This is a genomic window from Microbacterium sp. Y355 (assembly GCF_059445345.1).
In genome coordinates this window covers 1,475,575-1,494,900 of sequence record NZ_JCAIUD010000001.1, presented here as the reverse complement: position 1 = coordinate 1,494,900, position 19,326 = coordinate 1,475,575, and the positions used below count along the sequence as shown (strand labels likewise).

At 64.6% G+C, this 19,326-nt stretch carries 15 protein-coding genes; 11 read left to right on the top strand and 4 right to left on the bottom strand.

The window, feature by feature from the left end:
- Window positions 1–38 precede the first annotated feature (38 nt).
- The 4 genes from AC1C2O_RS07235 (at window position 39) to AC1C2O_RS07220 (ending at window position 6,141) form a co-directional block, all read left to right on the top strand.
- Window positions 39–1,025, top strand: coding sequence for a glycerophosphodiester phosphodiesterase family protein (locus AC1C2O_RS07235; RefSeq protein WP_495429754.1), 987 nt, complete (start codon window positions 39–41; stop codon window positions 1,023–1,025).
- A gap of 53 nt (window positions 1,026–1,078) precedes the next feature.
- On the top strand, window positions 1,079–2,011 hold the full coding sequence (locus tag AC1C2O_RS07230) for an ABC transporter ATP-binding protein (RefSeq protein ID WP_495429753.1): 933 nt from the start codon (window positions 1,079–1,081) through the stop codon (window positions 2,009–2,011).
- Entirely contained in the window at window positions 2,008–3,030 is a 1,023-nt protein-coding gene (locus AC1C2O_RS07225; protein ID WP_495429752.1) for an ABC transporter permease, read from the top strand. Before AC1C2O_RS07230 ends, AC1C2O_RS07225 begins: the two co-directional genes overlap by 4 nt.
- A 114-nt stretch (window positions 3,031–3,144) precedes the next feature.
- A complete protein-coding gene (locus AC1C2O_RS07220; RefSeq protein ID WP_495429751.1) occupies window positions 3,145–6,141 on the top strand; it encodes a lamin tail domain-containing protein in 2,997 nt (998 codons plus the stop codon).
- A gap of 141 nt (window positions 6,142–6,282) precedes the next feature.
- On the opposite strand, the gene AC1C2O_RS07215 is transcribed toward AC1C2O_RS07220, so the two are convergent.
- Window positions 6,283–7,167, bottom strand: coding sequence for a sigma-70 family RNA polymerase sigma factor (locus tag AC1C2O_RS07215; RefSeq protein ID WP_495429750.1), 885 nt, complete (start codon window positions 7,165–7,167; stop codon window positions 6,283–6,285).
- An 82-nt stretch (window positions 7,168–7,249) separates the two neighbouring features.
- On the opposite strand from AC1C2O_RS07215, the gene AC1C2O_RS07210 reads away from it, so the two are divergent.
- Window positions 7,250–7,630: a DoxX family protein gene (locus tag AC1C2O_RS07210; protein WP_495429749.1), complete on the top strand. Its 381-nt coding sequence runs from the start codon at window positions 7,250–7,252 to the stop codon at window positions 7,628–7,630.
- A 25-nt stretch (window positions 7,631–7,655) separates the two neighbouring features.
- Here the strand turns inward: AC1C2O_RS07210 and AC1C2O_RS07205 are convergent, their stop codons facing one another.
- Window positions 7,656–8,051, bottom strand: coding sequence for a YccF domain-containing protein (locus AC1C2O_RS07205; protein ID WP_495429748.1), 396 nt, complete (start codon window positions 8,049–8,051; stop codon window positions 7,656–7,658).
- A gap of 78 nt (window positions 8,052–8,129) precedes the next feature.
- Between AC1C2O_RS07205 and AC1C2O_RS07200 the strand changes: the two genes are divergently transcribed.
- Together AC1C2O_RS07200 and AC1C2O_RS07195 are read left to right on the top strand one after the other, a co-directional pair.
- Window positions 8,130–10,586 (top strand): ATP-dependent helicase, encoded by a 2,457-nt coding sequence (locus AC1C2O_RS07200; protein WP_495429747.1) that lies wholly within the window; start codon window positions 8,130–8,132, stop codon window positions 10,584–10,586.
- A 51-nt stretch (window positions 10,587–10,637) separates the two neighbouring features.
- Complete coding sequence (locus AC1C2O_RS07195) at window positions 10,638–11,747, top strand: SseB family protein (protein ID WP_495429746.1); 1,110 nt, start codon at window positions 10,638–10,640, stop codon at window positions 11,745–11,747.
- Between the two features lie 46 nt (window positions 11,748–11,793).
- On the opposite strand, the gene AC1C2O_RS07190 is transcribed toward AC1C2O_RS07195, so the two are convergent.
- Complete coding sequence (locus AC1C2O_RS07190; RefSeq protein WP_495429745.1) at window positions 11,794–12,447, bottom strand: hypothetical protein; 654 nt, start codon at window positions 12,445–12,447, stop codon at window positions 11,794–11,796.
- 134 nt (window positions 12,448–12,581) lie between these two features.
- On the opposite strand from AC1C2O_RS07190, the gene AC1C2O_RS07185 reads away from it, so the two are divergent.
- From AC1C2O_RS07185 to ligD, 4 genes are all read left to right on the top strand, one after another.
- Window positions 12,582–13,826 carry a HupE/UreJ family protein gene (locus AC1C2O_RS07185; RefSeq protein ID WP_495429744.1) on the top strand — a complete coding sequence of 415 codons (1,245 nt, stop codon included), beginning with the start codon at window positions 12,582–12,584 and terminating at the stop codon, window positions 13,824–13,826.
- Between the two features lie 220 nt (window positions 13,827–14,046).
- On the top strand, window positions 14,047–15,915 hold the full coding sequence (locus AC1C2O_RS07180; RefSeq protein WP_495429743.1) for a purple acid phosphatase family protein: 1,869 nt from the start codon (window positions 14,047–14,049) through the stop codon (window positions 15,913–15,915).
- Window positions 15,916–15,983: 68 nt separating this feature from the next.
- Complete coding sequence (locus AC1C2O_RS07175) at window positions 15,984–17,093, top strand: WxL protein peptidoglycan domain-containing protein (RefSeq protein ID WP_495429742.1); 1,110 nt, start codon at window positions 15,984–15,986, stop codon at window positions 17,091–17,093.
- 61 nt (window positions 17,094–17,154) lie between these two features.
- A complete protein-coding gene (ligD, locus tag AC1C2O_RS07170) occupies window positions 17,155–18,216 on the top strand; it encodes a non-homologous end-joining DNA ligase (RefSeq protein WP_495429741.1) in 1,062 nt (353 codons plus the stop codon).
- 35 nt (window positions 18,217–18,251) lie between these two features.
- Here ligD and AC1C2O_RS07165 read toward each other — a convergent pair whose 3' ends face one another.
- The gene (locus tag AC1C2O_RS07165; protein WP_495429740.1) at window positions 18,252–19,295 is read right to left on the bottom strand and encodes an ATP-dependent DNA ligase; all 1,044 of its coding nucleotides are present in this window, start codon (window positions 19,293–19,295) and stop codon (window positions 18,252–18,254) included.
- Window positions 19,296–19,326 lie beyond the last annotated feature (31 nt).

The following is a 19,326-nucleotide window of genomic DNA, read 5'->3' as shown; positions in this document are numbered from 1 at the left end:
GGGCGATCTCTCGGCATGGCGTGTTCTACGCTGAGAGCATGCCCAGGAAGTTCCCCCTCGTGATCGGTCATCGGGGCGCCCCTGGTTACCGTCCGGAGCACAGCCGGTCGTCGTATGAGCTCGCGCTGGCCATGGGCGTGGACGCTGTGGAGCCTGACGTCGTCGCGACGAAGGACGGAGTGCTGGTCGTTCGACATGAGAATGAGATCTCCGGCACCACCGATGTCGCGGATCACCCCGAGTTCGCCGATCGAAAGACGACCAAGCGCATCGACGGGCAGCCGTTGACCGGTTGGTTCACCGAGGATTTCACCTGGGACGAGCTCGCGCTGTTGCTCGTTACCGAGCGGTTGCCGGCTGTTCGTGCCTCGAGTGCTTCCTTCGACAGAGCGCAAGGCATCCTTCGCCTGATCGATGTGCTGGATCTCGTGCGGGCCGGCTCCGCCGAGCATGGGCGAGAGATCGGCGTCGTGCTCGAGATCAAGCACGCCACGTACTTCGCGAGCATCGGACTCGACCTGGTGCCGCTGATCGTGCGTGATCTGAAGGATGCCGGATGGGCTGAGGGCGAGCTGCCCCTCGTCATCGAGGCGTTCGAGTCCACGGTGCTCGCGCAGTTGCGGACACACGGCATCCCCGCGTCGTACATCTACCTGATTGAGGCATCCGGTCGTCCATACGACCAGCTGGTCGCCCACGGTCGCCAGGCCGCCACATACAAGGCGACGGTCACGCCGGCCGGTTTGGACGCGTTGGTCGGCAAGGTTGACGGCATCAGCGTCAACAAGCGGATGCTGCTCGCCAAGGGGAACACGATCGTCGACGATGCGCACAAGCGGGGGCTCAAGGTCTTCACCTGGACTGCCCGCCCTGAGAATGCGTTCCTCTCGGCGGAGTTCCGCAGCGACGGCGGCAAGCCCGCGTTCGGCGACTATGAGTCGGAATGGGCAGTGATCGCGCGCACCGGGGTGGACGGGGTCTTCGTCGATCATCCCGATCTCGGGGTGGCGTTCTTCCGCGGCTGAGCGTCTGCCGCGAGTCGCGTGGTGCGGCGTCCCGGTGATGCCAGACTGACGGCATGAGCGGAATCGTCGCTGACGGTGTCAGCAGATCCTTCGGCCAGGTGCAGGCTGTCCGAGACGCGAGTTTCCATGCCGCGCCGGGACGGGTGACGGGCCTGATCGGGCCGAACGGAGCAGGAAAGACCACGCTGCTGCTGATGCTGGCGTCTCTGCTCGCGCCTGACAGCGGCACGATCCGGATCGGGGAAATCGATCCGCTTGTCGATCCGCTGGGTGCGCGTCGCCTGCTTGGCTGGATGCCGGATGCCCTCGGCGCCTGGCCGTCTCTCACTGCCAGGGAGACAATCGTGACCACCGCACGGCTCTACGACATCGAACGGTCAGCGGCGCAGGGACGCGCCGCTGAACTGCTGACGCTGGTCGGCCTCGCAGATCTCGCGGATGCTCCGGCGAAAGTGCTCTCGCGTGGACAGAAGCAGAAGTTGGGCTTGGCTCGCGCGCTCGTGCACGACCCTCAGGTGCTGCTGCTGGATGAGCCGGCATCCGGTCTCGATCCGGAAGCACGCGTGCAACTGCGGGTGCTGCTGCGCCGGCTCGCGGGCGAAGGCCGCACGGTGCTGATCTCGAGCCACATCCTCTCCGAACTCGAAGAAGTCATCGATGATGCGGTGTTCCTCGTTGCAGGATCCGTCGTGGATGCCGCGCCGTCGCAGTCGGCGATCCGCGCCTGGCGCATTCGTCTTGCAGGATCCGGAGAGCAGCAGTTGCGTGTTGACGCCGATCGGGTGGCCACGGCGCTGTCCATGGCGCCAGAGTCGCTCGGCATCGATCGAACGGCCCTGCTCGTCGGATTCGCGTCCGAGCTGGCGGCGGCCGATGGCCTGCGCAGGATCGTGGAGGCAGGTCTTGCGGTGAGTGAGTTCGTGCCCGCGCAAAGTGCGCTGGAGCATACGTTCCTCAACCTGCCACGGACGGAGGCCGGGTCATGACCATGGCACACATCGGCACCGTTGCCCGCCTTGAACTCACGCAGCGCCTTCGCAGCGTCGGTTGGTACATCCTGCTCGGGATCTTCGCCGTGATCCTGCTCGCCGTCACCGGCCTTGCCTTCGCGGTGTATTCGTATAGCGGAGCGACTGGCGCGGGTGTCTACTCGATCGTCGTCAACGTGGTGTTGTTGCTCGTGGTCCTGGTCTCCCCGACGCTCAGCGGAGCCGCCATCAACGGCGATCGTGAGGCGGCGACGCTCGCCGCGGTGCAGGTGACCGCGGCATCCACCGGCGATATCATGCTCGGCAAGCTTCTGGCGGCAATCGCGACCGGCGCTGTCTTCCTCGTCGTCGCACTGCCATTCCTGGCGGTCTCGCTGATTGGCGGCGGAGTGCACCCGGTGACTCTGGCCGTGTCGCTGCTCGTGCTCGCCGTCGAGATCATCGTCGTCGCGGCGATCGGGGTAGGACTCAGCGGACTCATCGCGCGCCCGCTGTTCTCTGTCGCCGCAACATATCTCGTCGTGGCGGCGCTGACGATCGGCACTCTCATCGCGTTCGGGCTGGGTGGCACGGCGTTGCGCAGCGAAGTCACCAGCTACAACCGCCCTTACGACAACTTCGGAAACGTGGACTGCGAGCGGTGGGACAGTTACACCTACGAGACACCGCGATTCGATCGGGTCTGGTGGGCGCTCGCAGCCAATCCTTTCGTGGTGCTGGCCGATGCCACGCCCACAGTATTCGATTCGAACGGATGGCCCGTCGACCTGTTCGGCCAGATCAAGTACGGCCTGCGCAGCGCACAGCAGCCGCCTTCGGAGTACCGCTGGGATGAGTGCGCGGGAATGGAGAGCGACATGATGCCCACGGCAGAGGAAGTCATCGACAACAGTGTGCCGAGCTGGTTCGTCGGCCTCGGTATCCAGATCGTGATCGCCGGTGGGCTGTTCGCCGGTGCCTGGGCACGCACGCGCACGCCAGCGCGGATGCTACCGCCGGGCACACGTATCGCTTGAGTTGTCAGGGCTGGTCATCTGGCGTTCACTCGGCGTACACTCTGCCGACGCGGAGACGTAAGCGCGACTCGATGTTCTGGAGGCACCCTGCCCGCCTCTTGACTATGGAGTCATATGTCCCGCCTGCAACGCGGACTCGCGACGACAGCCGTGTGCGCACTCAGCGCCGCTCTGCTGCTCGCTGTTCCCACCTCCGCCCTCGGCGCCGATGCGCCCCTCGGCCTCCGCATCAACGAAGTAGTGTCCAACGGCGGCAGCCCCGACGACTGGATCGAGTTCTTCAACTACTCGGACAGCGACGTCGACCTGAGCGGATACGTCGTCCAGGACAGCAGCGATAAGAATCCGTACACCTTCCCGGCAGACACCGTCGTGGCGTCCGGGAAGTACCTGGTCATCGACACTGTGGACGATGCAGGAGTCGGTGACTTCGACTTCGGGCTCGGAAAGGGCGACGGTGTGCGTCTCTTTGCGCCGGGCGATGCGAGCGGCGTTCAACCACTGCTCGAGACGACGTGGCCTGCAGATACGCATGCCGTGCCGAGCTGGGGCGCGCAGAACATCGACGGCGAGCTGGTCTGGAGCATCACCGCATCCTCGACCAAGGGTGCCGCGAATGTGTTCGCCGATGAAGAGCCGACCGAGCCGGAGCCGACGGTCCCCGGATCGGTCGTGCTCAATGAGGTCGACTCCGGGCCTGCGGACTGGGTGGAGCTGTACAACCCGGGAACCGAGCCTTTCGACATCTCCGGCTACGAGATTCGCGACAACTCCGACGACCACCGCTGGGCATTCCAGGATGGCACGTCAATCGCGGGCGGGCAGTTCCTCGTGGTTGAGGCGACCTCGCTCGGAATGGTCGGTGGAAAGCTGATGCGCTTCGACGCGCCGATCGGCATCGGCAGCGCCGACGAGATCCGCCTCTTCGACAGAGCCGGTAAAGAGATCGATGGGACCGGCGCATGGGAGGGTCATGCCAACATCGACGGTGACGAGATCGCGGCCACACTCGCGCGCTGCGTCGATGGCGTCGGCGCGTTCGTTCTCGCGTATGCGACACCGGGTGCGGCAAACAACTGCGTCGTCCCGCCGACGATCGCCATCAACGAGGTCGAGTCCGACGGCGAGCCGGACTGGGTGGAGCTCGTCAACCCGACCGACGCTGCACTCGATGTCTCCGGCATCATCGTGAAGGATAACGACGACTCGCACGAGTACCTCATCTCTGAGGGCACCAGCATCCCCGCGGGCGGCTACCTCGTGCTCGACGCCCTCGGCTTCGGAATTGGCAAGAACGACACGGTCCGTGTCTTCGATGGCGACCAGCTGCTCGACTCGACCTCGTGGGGCGAGAGTCATGCGGCCACGACCTGGGGCCGCTGCCCCGACATCAACGGACCCTTCGCGGTGACCGCAGAGCCCACCCCGGGCGCTATGAACGTGTGCGCCGGCGAGATTGCAGATTCACCGTGGCCCGGCTCCGCAGACGTGCGCGTGCTCGACACTGCGCCGACCTTCTTGGAGGACAGCTCAGGGCTCGATACTCAGGAGAACGCCGACGGCACGTTCCTCTGGGCCGTCGACAACGGCGAGGGGCGCATTTGGAAGTTGAACGCCTCGGCTGACGGCTCGGTCGCGCTTGTCGAGGGTTGGGAAGATGGCAAGCGGGTGCGTTTCCAGAAGGATGCTGATGCACCGGATGCCGCCGGCCCCGACACCGAAGGCATCACCGTCGACGGTGAGGGCCTCGTCTATGTGGCATCCGAGCGCGACAACAGCGTGAAGGGTGTCAACCAGAACAAGGTGCTGCAGGTCGATCCGGATGAAGCGGGCCCCGACCTCATCGCACTGAACGAATGGGACCTCACCGAACTGCTTCCGGCAGTCGGAGCGAACCTTGGTATCGAAGCGGTCGAGTGGGTGTCGGATGAGGTGCTCGCAGGGAAGCTCTTCGACGACAACACCCAGGCACCATACGACGCGTCGGCGTACGAGAGCGATGGGCTGTTCTTCGTCGCGGTCGAGGACGGCGGTGGCGTGTACGCCTTCGCGCTCGCCGCAGACGGTTCGGCGCGGCTCGTCTCAACGATCGATCCTGGACTCGCCGGGGTCATGGGCCTGGACTACGACTCCGTGCTCGGAGTGATGTGGGCCGTGTGCGATGACGGATGCCAGGGGCGCTCTGCGCAGATCACGCTCAACGGCACGGCTCAGCCTGGCATTGCTCACTTCGCACCTCCGGCGGGCCTGCCCGACATCAACAACGAGGGCTTCACCACGGCGCCGGCTTCGCTCGCGGTAGACGGTCAGCGTCCAGTGTGGTGGTTCGCCGACGGCTACGCCTCTGAAGCGCTGCGCACCGGCACGCTGCCGGGTGGAGCCGAGCCGACGGAGCCTGGTCAGCCGACGGAGCCTGGTCAGCCGGCCGAGCCGGCCGAGCCGGCCGAGCCGGCCGAGCCGGCCGAGCCGGGTCAGCCGGGTCAGCCGACGGAGCCGACGGAGCCGACGGAGCCTGGTCAGCCGACGGAGCCTGGTCAGCCGACGGAGCCGGGTCAGCCGACGGAGCCGGGTCAGCCGACCGCGCCGACCGAGCCTGGTCAGCCGGCCGAGCCGACCGAGCCCGGTCAGCCGACGCAACCGACGCAACCGACGCAACCGACGCAACCGACCGAGCCTGGCACCCCGGGAACTCAGACCCCGCCCCTGCCCGGTGCCGATCTCGTCAACGGAAATCGGGGTGGTGCGACGGTGAGCTCTGCTGTCGCAGCGCCCGGCGACCGCGTGACGATCACGGTCGCCGCGAAGTACGCCGGCGTGGACGTCGCTGTCTGGATGTACTCCGACCCGGTTTTGCTCACCAACGGAACCTTGAGCGATTCGGCCTCGATCGCCGTCAGCATCCCGAAAGACATTCCTGTCGGGGCGCACCGGATCGCGGTCTATTCTGTGGCTGGTGACCTGCTCGGCTGGGTGGACATCCAGGTTGAGTCAGACGGGTCACTGGCGGCCACAGGCTCCGAACTCCCGGTCGGCAGCGCGGTGCTGGCGCTCGGGTTGCTACTTGCGGGCGCGTTTGCCGTGACCCTGCGACGCCGCACGCAGCGGGCCTAACAACAACAACAGAGGCGCGAGGAGCAACCAGCTCCTCGCGCCTTTGGCGTTTCACCCAGAGTTTTCCATCCGCGACTTTGCCCCGCTTCCCCGGGCAGCGATCGGAAGTTCCGTCGGCCTAACCCCTAACGGCCGGTGACTTCAGGCCCGCTGGCGCGCCGGCGGCAACTGCATCGCCGCGAGAAGTTGCGGATCGACGATGGACACGATCTCGACGATGCGGTCGTCGATCACCGTGCATGCCATCACGGCCAGCGGGGCGTCGTCGACGGCCCAAGCCATGACGCCCGGCCGGTCGTTGACGGCGACGCGCCGAACGGTAGCGTTCGCGCGACCGGCGTGTTGAAGTCTGCCGGCAACGTCCGTCGCTCCGAGGTGGACCACGATGCCCCGTGAAGTGTGACCCTGCCACACCACGTCAGGGTCGAGCACCCGCAGCAGTGCCTCGAAGTCACCTCCCCGCGCCGCAGCCAGGAACGCATCGACGACCCGCCGCTGCCGCTTGCGGTTCGACGGGTGGCGCTCTTCCCGCACTTTATGGCGAGCGCGGCTGGCGAGCATCTTCGCCGCGTCGGTCGACCGGCCGAGTATCTGGGCGATCTCGTCGAAAGGCACGGCGAACACATCGTGCAAAACGAAGGCGACTCGTTCCGCAGGGTTCAACGTGTCAAGCACGATCAGCAATGCGCGCCCCACCGATTCGGCGAGCACCGCGTCGTCTTCGGGGCCCAGATCGTCTTCGGTCACGATCCAGTCGGTTGCCCGCTCGTCGTACGTCGATTCGGCGCGCGTTTTTCGCGCCCGCAGCATGTCGATGCAGACTCGTCCGACGACGGTCGTCAGCCATCCTCCGAGATTCGTAATTTCACGGCGCTCCTGACTTCGGAACCGCAGCCAAGCTTCTTGCACGGCGTCCTCGGCATCCGCCGACGACCCCAATACCCGCTGTGCGATCGCGATGAGCCGTGACCGGTGGTCTTCAAACTCGTCGCCGGATGATGCGTCGGCGACGCCGTCTGCGGTCATCTCGTTACCATTCCCTGGCCTGATCCGTCATACCTGTATGACGAGCCGCGACCCCGAGGGGTAACGGATAAAAGGAGACAACATGAATATCGCACTCTGGATCGCAGCAGGTATGCTTGCGGCCGCATTCCTTGTGGCGGGACTGACCAAACTCTTCATCCCCTACGAGAACCTCAAGAAGACCCCGGGCGCGGGGTGGGTCAACGACTATCCGTGGCTGTTCGTCAAGTCCCTCGGCGCACTCGAGATCCTCGGATCGATCGGCCTGATCCTACCGGCGCTCTCCGGCGTTGCACCAGTGCTTACGCCAGCGGCCGCTATCGGACTCGGGATGATCATGATCGGTGCAGCCGCGGTGTCGCTCGGACGGCATGAACCGCGGCACGCGATGGTGAATCTGGCATACCTGCTGCTTGCGGCGTTCGTGGCGTGGGGGCGGTTGGGCCCCGCGCCATTCGGATGATCGGCGGTTCAACCCGCGGCCACCATCACTTCGCGTCGAAGGGTCCCCGACGTGTCGAAACGATGTCTTTGCCCAGCGGCATGAGCGAGATCGGCACCATCTTGAAGTCGGCGATGCCCATCGGGATGCCGATGATCGTCACGCACAGCGCGATGCCAGAGATGATGTGTGCGATGGCTAGCCACCAGCCTGCGAGGATCACCCACACAACGTTGCCGAGGAACGCACCGACGCCGCTATTGGGCTTGTCGATGATCTGACGACCGAACGGCCAGAGGGCGTAACCGGCAACGCGGAAGGAAGCGATCCCCCAGGGGATAGTCACGATCAGCACGCACAGAATGATGCCGGCGAACATGTATCCCAGAAACAGCCAGAAGCCGGACAGGACCAGCCAGATGATGTTGAGGATCGTACGCATGTGAATGATTGTGGCATCCGCTCATGGGAATGCGCCAGGGCCAGCAACGTCGGTGCCGCCGCTTAGACTCGAAGAGCCATGACCGATGCCCCTCTCATTGTCCCCGAAACGTCCGGCCCTCGATCTTCACAGCCGGGAGACCAGGACGACCTCCTCGCAGGTCTGAACCCGCAGCAGCTCGATGCGGTGACCCATCGCGGCCCCGCGCTGCTCATCGTCGCCGGTGCCGGCTCTGGCAAGACCAGCGTGCTCACCCGACGCATCGCCTCTCTGCTGCGAGGTCGTGAGGCATGGCCGAGCCAGATCCTCGCGATCACCTTCACGAACAAGGCCGCCGGTGAGATGCGCGAGCGCGTCTCAGAAATCGTAGGCGAGGCTGCGCGCGGCATGTGGATCTTGACGTTCCACGCCGCCTGCGTGCGCATCCTCCGCCGAGAAGCCGAGCACTTCGGCTTCACCAAGGCGTTCACAATCTACGATTCTGGCGACTCGCGCGCACTGATCAAACGTTTGGTCAAGGAACATCAGGCCGACGCATACGGGTTGACCCCGGCATCCGTGCAGTCGCGTATTTCGAAATTGAAGAACGAGCTGGCGGATGCCGAGTCCTATGCGCGCGACGCGAACATGAGCGACCCTGCCGAGCGACTGTTCGTCGAGATCTTCGCGGATTATCAGCGCAACCTGCGTAAGGCCAATGCATTCGACTTCGATGATTTGATCGGGCAGACGGTCTATCTGTTCCGCGCGTTCCCGAAGGTCGCTGACACCTATCGTCGCCGCTTCCGGCATATCCTGGTCGACGAATATCAGGACACCAACCACGCGCAGTACTCGCTCATTCACGAGCTGACGCGCCCGGTGTCGGCCGCGGCGCCAGATCCGTATGCCTCTGACGGCATGATGATCTTCGAGCCAGAAACAACACCCGAGATGGAGGGCGCATCGCTCACCGTCGTCGGTGACTCCGACCAGTCGATCTACGCGTTCCGCGGTGCTGACATCCGCAACATCAGCGAGTTCGAACGAGACTTCCCCGGAGCCAAGGTGATTCTGCTCGAGCAGAACTACCGCTCGACGCAGAACATCCTCTCTGCTGCGAACGCCGTGATCGGCAACAACTTCGACCGCAAAGACAAGAAGCTCTGGAGCGACAAGGGTGCAGGCGACAAGATCGTCGGCTTCACCGGGTACTCGCAGCACGATGAGGCTCAGTTCGTCGCCGACGAGATCGATGCGATGCACCGTGCAGGCATGCCGTACTCCGAGATGGCGGTGTTCTATCGCACCAACTCGCAGTCACGTGCGCTGGAGGAGATCTTCATCCGTTCTGCGGTGCCCTACAAGATCATGGGTGGTACGAAGTTCTACGAGCGCGCCGAGATCAAGGACGCACTCGCCTACCTCGTGTCGGTCGCGAACCCGGCAGACGAGATGGCAGTGCGGCGCGTCCTGAACAAACCGCGCCGCGGCATCGGTGACGTCACCGAGACCGCGATCGCGCGCTTCGCCGAAGACAACGCCATCAGCTTCCGTGAAGCGCTGTCGGTGCCGGGCCAGCTCGGGGTCGGCCCGAAGATTCAGGCCGGGATCGGTCAGCTGGATGCGGTGCTGAAGGAAGCGACCGCACTCATGCTCCCCGCCTCCGGCGAGGTGCCAGCGCCCACGGTCGTCGCCGACGGCCTGATCCTACTGTTGGCAAAGAGCGGTTATCTCGATTCGCTGCGAGCCAGCCGTGATCCACAAGACGAAGCTCGCGTCGAGAACCTCGACGAGTTCGTGGCAGTCGCCAAGGACTTCGCGCGCAACAACCCTGACGGCACGCTCATCGACTTCCTCACCGAAGTGACGCTGGTCTCTGCCGCAGATGATCTGGACGACGAGTCCGGCTCCGTGTCGATGATGACGATGCACACGGCAAAGGGCCTCGAGTACGACGCGGTGTTCGTCACGGGCGTCGAAGAAGATCTCATCCCACACCGCATCTCGGCGGGGGAGCCGGGTGGCCCGCAGGAAGAACGGCGACTGTTCTACGTCGGAATCACTCGTGCCCGCAAGCGTCTGCACCTGTCGCTTGCGATGACCCGCGCGCAGTTCGGTGAGGTGACCGTCGCCATGCCGAGCCGGTTCCTGCAGGAGATTCCGGCAGATCTCGTCGACTGGCGTCAGTCACCAGGAGACGTGAACTCTCGGGGCGGCATGCAGTCGCGTGCGCTGAACGCACGGCGTAGCGGTGGATTCGGTGGCGGCTCAGGCGGAAACGACCGATTCGCCGTCAAGCCGCTGGCTGCGCGTGAAGGGCTCAAGCCGCTGTCGACATCGATGGACAAGTTCCCCAACGTTGTCACCGGCAAGGTTCGCGACAATGGCGATCTCGAACTCGCAGCGGGCGATCGCATCCGTCATTCTGACTTCGGTGAGGGTCGAGTGGATGCCGTGACCGGCGAGGGCGCGAAGCGCATCGCCCATGTGCGATTCGACTCCGCGGGATTGAAGAAGCTCCTCATCAAGATCGCTCCGATCGAGAAGCTGTAGACGGCACGCGAGATACCTCGACGCTGCCGGGCCCACGTTAGGCTGACAGATATGGCTTTGTTCTCCCGCCGCAAGAAGACCGACGACGCTGCCCCCGAGTCGCAGGCACCCCTCGAGGCTGATGGCCCCGACGCGGAAATCGCCGCGGTGGAAGCACCCAGCGAACCGGTACCGCAGATCGGCATCTCTGTGCAGGCATTCCGTGGCGTCGGTGCTGACGCTGGCCCTGAGGTGAAGCTTCCCGACCCGAACGCTCCCGCACCTGCCCGCAAGCCCACTGCACCGCAGCCCCCGCCATCCACTCCGACAATTCCTGAGAAGCGCACTCTTCCGCTCGCACCAGCGCTGCCGCCAGAGCAGACCGAATCAGTTCCGGGCATGAAAGACAACGTGCTGCTACGCACCGCCCTTGCCGAGCTCAAGGAAGGCCCGAGCAACGAACAGCTGATCGGCGTGCTGCGCCAGATGTTGCAGGGGCACCTCTTCCTGCGCGTGCACGGCGATGCTCGCACGCAGATCGCCGAGGGAAAGCCCCTTTCGGTTGCCGTTGTTCGTGACGGCGAGCGTGCGTTCATGCTTGCGTTCAGCTCGGCAGTCGCGGTACGCGATTCGGTGCAGCGCGAGACTGACCCGACGGCAACATCCGCGGTGGCTCAGCCTGTGACGGCGGTGCTCGAGCAGGTGGTCTCCGGTAAGTTCAGCGGCCTCATCATCGACAACGCCTCTGGTGTGCACCGCGCGGTGTACCCGACTGAAGTGCTGGCGAAGGCGCTCGAGCAGGGCGATGCGGGCATGACGATCAAGACCCTTCTCGCTGCGCCCCGCGAGCAGGACACCGTGCGCAAAGTTGGCGCTGCGCTCGCCAAGACCAAGGTCTGGGTCGCGGTCAACGATGGCACCGGCGGCGGAGCGGTCGGTATCGCCGAGGCGCACACTGCTGATGGCAGGCGCTTCCTGCAGGTGTTCTCGCACCCGCTCGAGGTCGTGGCGCTCGGTCGTGCAGAAAAGCCGCTGCCGTTCACGCCGGAGCAGCTTTCGAAGGTGCTCTCCACACACAGTGAACTGGCCGGAGTGCTCGTCGATCCCGCCGGACCATCGATCATGGTGGAGCGCGACGCGTTGGCCGAGGTTCTCGTGCTGGCCGTCGACCTCGGCGACTGATCCGTTTCGCGCACAGCGAGGCGTGAGCGGTCGCTGCGCGCAGGCGTCAATCGATCCAGAGCACGACGCCGGTCATGCCACTAAGCACAGCCGCGACTCCTGCGCGAACGGCATCAGCGCAGCGCTCAGGCGTGAATGTGCTCTCGTCGAATTCTGAGGATGCTGTCACCCCGTGTCCACGAAACGACGCCCCGGTCCAATCGACGGCAGTGACATTCTCGGTAGGCTCCGGAACCTCGGCGCCCACGACGAGGAACTGCTCGTCGAGGTGATGCGCAGATACCGTGGCAAGAGGGTCGATCAGGTCGTTGCCGGCGCTGATGATGAGCTCGGGGTGCATTTCCATCGCGTCGGTGATGCTGCCGATCAGATCATCATCTGACGAGATCTCGCGGAGATCTACGTCCTCCTGCTCTGCCCAGGAGCGCACCGCATCGGCCACGGCCACGGCTGCTGCGTCTTCACCCGCTGTCAGCAGTACCACGCGGTATCCGGCGGGTGCGTGTGCGCTCTGCCATGAGCCGTTGGTGGGCATCACCGTGGCTTCCGGGCTGGGCTCGGCCGTCGGGATGAACCCCGGTCCTGGGGTGCCTTCAGCTGTCGGCGCGGGCCGCAGATCAGCCCAATCGGTAGACGCGCATCCGCTGAGCAGTACTGCGCAGATCATGAATGGGGCCACGACGCGGAAGCCTCGGCGCACAGATAATTCCTTCGGTAGAGCTAGTCGGGGATCGGTCAACTCTTCCACCCGCACCAACCGAGACCGGGGCGGTTTGCCCGCTGTTCTCCCCGCTACACCCAACCGTTCACCTTCACACGCGAGTCTCCCCAGCGATGAAAACTTCCCCCCACTCCTCGCATCCCATTTCGCGTCGGTCACGACGATTTCGCGCATTCGTCACCGGTGGTCTTGCGATCGCCGCGCTCGCCGTCGGGGCAGCATCCGCCTCCGCGCACGGGTTCACCTCCGTCGTCCACGCCGACCTGAGCGCAGGGGAGGAGCAGGGGCACGTCGCCGTCGAGCTGCAGCTGGAGTATGACCTGCTCGTCGTCTCCGCTGCCGACGCTGAACAAGACGATTTGCTCTTCGAAGACGGCATGTATGCCTTCGAGATGGGGGATGCAGAGACCAGAGCGCAGGTGCTCGAGGAGCATTCGCCACAGGTGCTGTCATACATCGCTGACCGATTCACGATCGCCTCGGCAGGTGAGCCATGCACCGTCTCGATCGATGATTCGATCACCATGACTGTGCAGGACGACGCCCCGTATGCCGTCATCCTGCTCGACTATGCCTGCGCGCCTCAGCACGACGATATCGACGTCACGAGCACGCTGTTCCCCGACGACGAGGACTACGTCACCGACACGAAGACCATCCTCACCTACGACATCGGTGGGAGGTCCGGCAGTGCCGCTCTCGACACCGAGCGCACGTCATTCTCGACCGCGCAGAGCGTCAGTGAGCGGTTCTGGGAGTTCTTCGTCCTGGGCGCGGAACATCTGCTCTTCGGAATCGATCATGTGCTGTTCCTGCTCGCGCTCATCGCCGGCTCTCGCCGCTTGCGCGAGGTTGTGCTTGCCGCGACTGGATTTACCGTGGCGCATTCGATCACGTTCATTCTTGCCGCGACGGGAACTGTCAGCGTGCCAGCAGCCATCATCGAGCCGATCATCGCGATTTCAATATCGATCGTCGCCGGTTGGTATCTGTTCAGGTTGTTCCGCGACGGCAAGGATGTTGATCGGCTCGAACGTGACAGCGGGCCACTCGGCCTTGATCGTGCGGGCTGGATCCGACTCGCCGTGGTGTTCGCGTTCGGCCTTGTGCACGGGCTCGGCTTCGCCTCGGCGCTGGGCATCGATGAACCGTGGTCTTGGATGTTGCTGTGGTCGCTGTTGGTGTTCAACGTCGGTATCGAGGCGGTGCAGATAGCGATCATCGCGGTCGTCTTCCCGTTGCTCGTACTACTGCGCCGACGCCTGCCGAAGGTGGGGCGCTGGGTCACTGCGGTGATCACGGGCGTCGTCGCCGTGATCGGTCTGATCTGGTTCGTAGAGCGGATGATAGGGCTCTGAGCCGCATCGACTGACCGTCGCGTGGCGGACATCTTCCTCACCCACATCGTTCACTTGGATTTCACCGCACGGGTCGAGCCTGGACGCTGGTCCCGAGTAACTCCCCCTTGTCGGGATTCATGTTGCTTCCATGCCGGGAGCCAAGAGAAACGGAACACATATGCCTTCGCCTCGTGCAAGGAATGACATCCGACGGCATCCACGCCGAAACGTGACGTGGATGTTCGCCGCCGCTTTGAGCGCCTCACTCGCGTTCACAGGCGCAATTGCCGTCGGCCCGGCTTCGGCCGCGGACACCGACGAACTCACCGGCATCATCCTTGGTGTCGGTGCAGACGAATCGCAGCGGATCGTCAGTTGGTACTCATCCGCCGACACCGCTCAGACCGTTCAGATCGCGCCGACGGACGAGATCACGAACGGTGAATTCCCGGCGTCAGCCGAGACCTTCACCGCGACCGGCACAGCGAACATCGCTTCCAGTGGTGGGTTCAACCGTCACGCGAGTATCACCGGTCTGGACGCGAGCACTGCGTACTCCTACCGCGTAGGCGGCGACGGCACCTGGTCGGATGCTTACACCTTCAAGACGCAGTCGTTCGAGGGAGACTTCGACTTCCTGTTCTTCGGCGACCCGCAGATCGGGTCGTCCGGCAACGTCGTGAACGATGGCGCTGGATGGGCTGCGACGCTGGATGTCGCGCTCACGGCGAACCCGAACGTCGAACTTCTCGTCTCGGGCGGCGACCAGGTAGAGAACGCCAACGCCGAAGATCAGTGGGATGCGTTCCTCGGCTCCGATCACCTCCGCCAGTACCCGTGGGCGGCGACGATCGGAAACCACGACGTCGGCGGCAAGGCGTACGAGCAGCACCTGTTCACGCCTAACACGGACCGTTCGGGTGCGTACTACTCCAACGGTGACCCGGCATCCAACACCTCCGGTGGTAACTACTGGTTCATCCACAAGGATGTGCTGTTCATCGATCTCAACAGCAACAGCTACTCCACCTCGCAGGGTGGCGGTGGTGACGAGGCGCACGTCGAGTACGTGACCAACATCATCAACGAGCATGGCGCCGAAGCGAAGCACACTGTTCTCGTCTATCACCACTCCATCTATTCTGCGGCGGCGCATGCCAAGGACGGAGACGCCAAGATTCGTCGGGTCGACTTCCCGGAGACCTTCTCGGCACTGGGCGTCGACCTTGTTCTGCAAGGACACGACCACGTCTACACGCGCAGCTACGAGATCAACAGCGGCCAGAAGGCGAACGCAGACGAACAGCCAGGCCAAGACGAGATCTTCACCGGCCCCGGCGGCGTCGTCTACGTGACGGCGAACTCGGCATCCGGTTCGAAGTACTACAACATCACCGCGCCGGATAGCTCGGGCGTCGGCGGTGCCGGTAACGGTGCTGATCCGCTCAACCCAGACAGCTACTGGTACAACTCGGTGCAGAGCCAGGAGCGGAAGCGCTCCTACGTTCAGGTATCGGTCGCGAGCGATCAGCTCGTGGTCCAGGACATCCGCAGTGAGGTCGGCGCCGGTGGGGAAGCTGTCGGAACGGTCATCGACAAGGTGATCATCCACCCGAACCACGGCGACGGTCAGGAGATCCAGATCGATGTCCCGGAGTCCGCTCCTGGTGAGTTCGGCTGGACCATCGACGGTCACAACGGTCTGGTCGACCTCGGCACCGCAGTCGAGACGAGCAACCAGTATTTCGAGGCATCGGGTGAGATCAACCCGATCGTCGTCTCCGACACGCGCGCATCGCTCGCACCGTGGTCGCTGTCGGCGTCGGTCGGCGACTTCCAGGACGGTACGAAGACCTTCTCCGGCAAGTACCTCGGCTGGACGCCGAAGCTCGTGAAGGAAGGTGCAGGCACCGTCACTGGTACCGCGATCGCATCGGGTTATGACAGTGGAACCGGTCTTTCCGTCTCTCGCGGGCTGGCTGGCGCAGCGCAGGATCACGATCGCGGAGAGAGCACGCTCGGTGCCGACCTCGCTCTGAAGCTGCCGAACACGATCGAGCAGGGAAGCTATCGCACGACGCTGACGATCACGGCTCTCGCCGGCTGATCATCCATCACACCCGTTGCGGGGCGGACATCCGTGTCCGCCCCGCAACCGCATTTCAAGGACTTCTCATGGCCTTCCGCATCACACACATCTTCGCCGCCGTCGCTCTCGTGGCGGCATCTGTTCTCTCACCGACGCTGGACGCGACCGCATCCGTACCGGCTGCAGCCGACACCGGCGACGTCACATGGACGGTGCGCACGGCATCCAATGAATTGGGGGACGACCGCACAAGCTACGTGTACACGGCCGATCCCGGCGCTGCAGTGTCGGATGCGCTGATCATCGCGAACCGTGGTGCCGAGGATCTCACCCTCGCGGTGTACGCCGCCGATGGGTACACGACCGAGGGCGGCCAGTTCGACGTCGACACGTTCGGTGAGGACGCCACGGGGATCGGCGCGTGGCTGGTTGCGGGATCAGACACCATCACCGTCAAGGCGGGGGAGACGGCGACAGTGCCGTTCACGCTCACGGTTCCCGCCGATGCCACGCCGGGCGACTACGCCGGCGGTATCGTCACCTCGCTCGCGCAGGACGGTTCCGCGGTCGGGGTGAGCGTGGACCGGCGCCTCGGCATCCGCGTGGCTACCCGAGTGAATGGCGACCTTGCGCCGGCCATGGTCGTCGACGATGTGCAGGTGAACTGGGGAGGCGGGCTCAACCCCTTCGCGGGTGGTGACGCGACGGTGACGTATTCGATCCACAACGCGGGCAACACGGTCGTCTCCGGAACGCAGAGTGCGACGATCAGCGGTCCGTTCGGTTGGTTCCCCGTGGATGCCGTCGATGTCGAAGCGCCGCCGCAGCTGTTGCCGGGCGAGAGCTGGCAGCAGACGGTGACTGTTCCCGACATCGCCTCGCTGGTGCTGCTGACCGCCACCGTGACGGTCGTGCCGACCTCCACCGATGCATCCGGTTCGACCTCGGCGTTGTCGTTCGTCAGCGCGTCGGCACAGGGATGGGCGGTGCCTTGGACGCTTCTGGCCATCATCGTGTTGCTCGTTCTTGCGATCATCTTCGTGCCGCGCCTGCTGCGGGCACGGGCCGCGAAGCGTCAGTCAGAAGAGGATGCACGAGTGCAGGAAGCCGTCAGTCGGGCACTTCAGGATGCCGCTGTTGAGGATGCCGCAGTTGAGGACGCCGCAGCGCAGGACTCTGCCGAACTCGCGCGCTGAGCGCCCGCCGAACCACATGTTGGCACTGTCGGCCACGTGCGGTTCGGCCTAGGGTCAGAGCATGGCTTCCGAGCGTATTACGTTGACGGTCTCCGATCCCGAGGGGGAGCGCGACGTCGAGCTGTCCAGTCCGAATCGCGTCGTGTGGCCGGATGCGCCCGGTGGTGGCATCACCAAGGCTGAGCTCGCGGAATACTTCCAGGTCGTCGCGGAACCGTTCCTGAGCGCGAACGGTGATCGGCCGGTCTCACTGGAGCGATTCCGCGCTGGTATCGGCAGCGAGGGATTCTTCTCGAAGAATCCGCCCAAGGGCACGCCCGACTACGTGGATGCCGTAACGGTGACGTACAACAGCGGGCGCCAGCATCCGCAGATCGTCTTGAACAGGCCGAGCGCGATCGTTTGGGCCGTGCAGATGAACACGATTGTGTTCCACCCGTGGGCCTCGCTCGCCTCGGACACCGACAACCCGGTTGAGTTGCGCATCGACCTTGATCCGCAGCCGGGAACGGACTTCGCGGATGCCATCACCGCCGCCCATGCACTGCGTGAGGTGCTGCGTGAGGCCGAGCTGGAGGCATTCATCAAGACCAGCGGCAATCGCGGCCTGCACGTGTTCTGCCCGATCGAACCGACACACGAGTTTCTCGAGGTGCGTCATGCGGTGATCGCGGCTGGGCGTGAGCTGGAGCGGCGGATGCCTGAACAGGTCACGACGAACTGGTGGAAGGAAGAGCGCGGCGAGCGCATCTTCATCGACTACAACCAGGCCAATCGTGATCGAACGATGGCTGGTGCCTACAGCCCCCGTGTGCTGCCGGGCGCGACGGTGTCGACGCCCGTGCACTGGGACGAGCTCGACGACGTAGATCCGAAGAGCTTCACCGTGCGCAGCATCCCGCAGCGACTTGCCGATATCGGTGATCCGTGGGCTGACCTCCAGGCTGCACCCGGACGCATCGACACACTTCTCGGCTGGTGGGAGCGTGATGTCGAGGACGGGTTGGGCGAGCTGCCGTTCCCGCCGGACTTCCCGAAGATGCCCGGTGAGCCGCCGCGCGTGCAGCCGAGCAAGCGGGTCGCGGAGAACTGGGACGAACAAGGCCGACGGGTTGAAGGCTGACTGCCGCACTAGGGCGGCGGAGCATCAGAACATGATCAGGCGAGCACCTCTGCGAGGTCGTAGCCTTCGACGGTGTCGAGTTGGTCATAGGTGCACGAGCGGGCATCACGGTCAGGACGCCACCGCTTGAACTGCACGGTGTGCCGGAAGCGTGCGCCCTCCAGCTGGTCGTAACGCACCTCCAGTACACGCTCGGGGCGAAGCCGGACGAAGGAGACATCTTTAGAGCCGGTGAACCGGGAGCGCTCGCCTTCACCTGTCACCGCGGCGCCGTCCTCGTCACGTTCGACGAGGGGTGCGAGCTCTTCGACGAGCTCCTTGCGGCGCACATCACTCCACGCTGCGACGCCACCGACTTGGCGGAGGATGCCGTCGCTGTCATACAGCCCGACCAGCAGCGAACCGACGCCAGAGCCGGATTTGTGGATGCGATAGCCGAGCGCGACGACGTCCGCGGTGCGGGCGTGCTTGACCTTGATGAGGGTGCGCTTCCCCGGGGCATACGGTTGATCGAGCGGCTTCGCAATGATGCCGTCGAGGCCCGCGCCTTCGAACTCAGCGAGCCACCGGATGGCGGTGGCATGGTCTTCGGAGGTGCGGGTGAGCTGGAGCGGATGTCTAGTTTCTGCGAGCAGCGCTTCGAGACGACTTCGGCGCACTCGAAACGGTTCCTGCTGTAGATCCTCGTCTCCCTCGGCGAGCAGATCGAACGCGATGAACATCGCAGGCGTCTCACTCGCGAGGCGCACGACGCGGGAAGCTGCGGGGTGGATGCGCTGGCTGAGTGCCTCCCAGTCGAGGCGCTGCGCGCCCTGCGCACCGGTGGCGACGACGATCTCGCCGTCGAGTAGGCACGGGCCTGGGAGGATCTGTGGCAGCGCTTCGACGAGCTCGGGGAAGTAGCGCGTGAGGGGTTTCGCGCCGCGGGATCCGATTTCGAGCGTCTCGCCATCCCAGGCGATGAGTCCGCGGAATCCGTCCCACTTCGGTTCGAATAGCAGACCGCCTGGCGTCTTCGCCGGGTCGGGCACGGCCGCCGCGGCCTTCGCGAGCATCGGTGTCGGGATCTCATAGCGCATGCCTTCATCCTCGCGCCGTGGCCCGGGTCGC

Coding starts and splice junctions, on each gene's coding strand:
- ligD (WP_495429741.1), top strand. CDS start 17,155: ATGGCTTCCGAGCGTATTACGTTGACGGTCTCCGATCCCGAGGGGGAG.
- AC1C2O_RS07235 (WP_495429754.1), top strand. CDS start 39: ATGCCCAGGAAGTTCCCCCTCGTGATCGGTCATCGGGGCGCCCCTGGT.
- AC1C2O_RS07175 (WP_495429742.1), top strand. CDS start 15,984: ATGGCCTTCCGCATCACACACATCTTCGCCGCCGTCGCTCTCGTGGCG.
- AC1C2O_RS07220 (WP_495429751.1), top strand. CDS start 3,145: ATGTCCCGCCTGCAACGCGGACTCGCGACGACAGCCGTGTGCGCACTC.
- AC1C2O_RS07210 (WP_495429749.1), top strand. CDS start 7,250: ATGAATATCGCACTCTGGATCGCAGCAGGTATGCTTGCGGCCGCATTC.
- AC1C2O_RS07230 (WP_495429753.1), top strand. CDS start 1,079: ATGAGCGGAATCGTCGCTGACGGTGTCAGCAGATCCTTCGGCCAGGTG.
- AC1C2O_RS07205 (WP_495429748.1), bottom strand. CDS start 8,051: ATGCGTACGATCCTCAACATCATCTGGCTGGTCCTGTCCGGCTTCTGG.
- AC1C2O_RS07165 (WP_495429740.1), bottom strand. CDS start 19,295: ATGCGCTATGAGATCCCGACACCGATGCTCGCGAAGGCCGCGGCGGCC.
- AC1C2O_RS07200 (WP_495429747.1), top strand. CDS start 8,130: ATGACCGATGCCCCTCTCATTGTCCCCGAAACGTCCGGCCCTCGATCT.
- AC1C2O_RS07215 (WP_495429750.1), bottom strand. CDS start 7,167: ATGACCGCAGACGGCGTCGCCGACGCATCATCCGGCGACGAGTTTGAA.
- AC1C2O_RS07180 (WP_495429743.1), top strand. CDS start 14,047: ATGTTCGCCGCCGCTTTGAGCGCCTCACTCGCGTTCACAGGCGCAATT.
- AC1C2O_RS07225 (WP_495429752.1), top strand. CDS start 2,008: ATGACCATGGCACACATCGGCACCGTTGCCCGCCTTGAACTCACGCAG.
- AC1C2O_RS07195 (WP_495429746.1), top strand. CDS start 10,638: ATGGCTTTGTTCTCCCGCCGCAAGAAGACCGACGACGCTGCCCCCGAG.
- AC1C2O_RS07185 (WP_495429744.1), top strand. CDS start 12,582: ATGAAAACTTCCCCCCACTCCTCGCATCCCATTTCGCGTCGGTCACGA.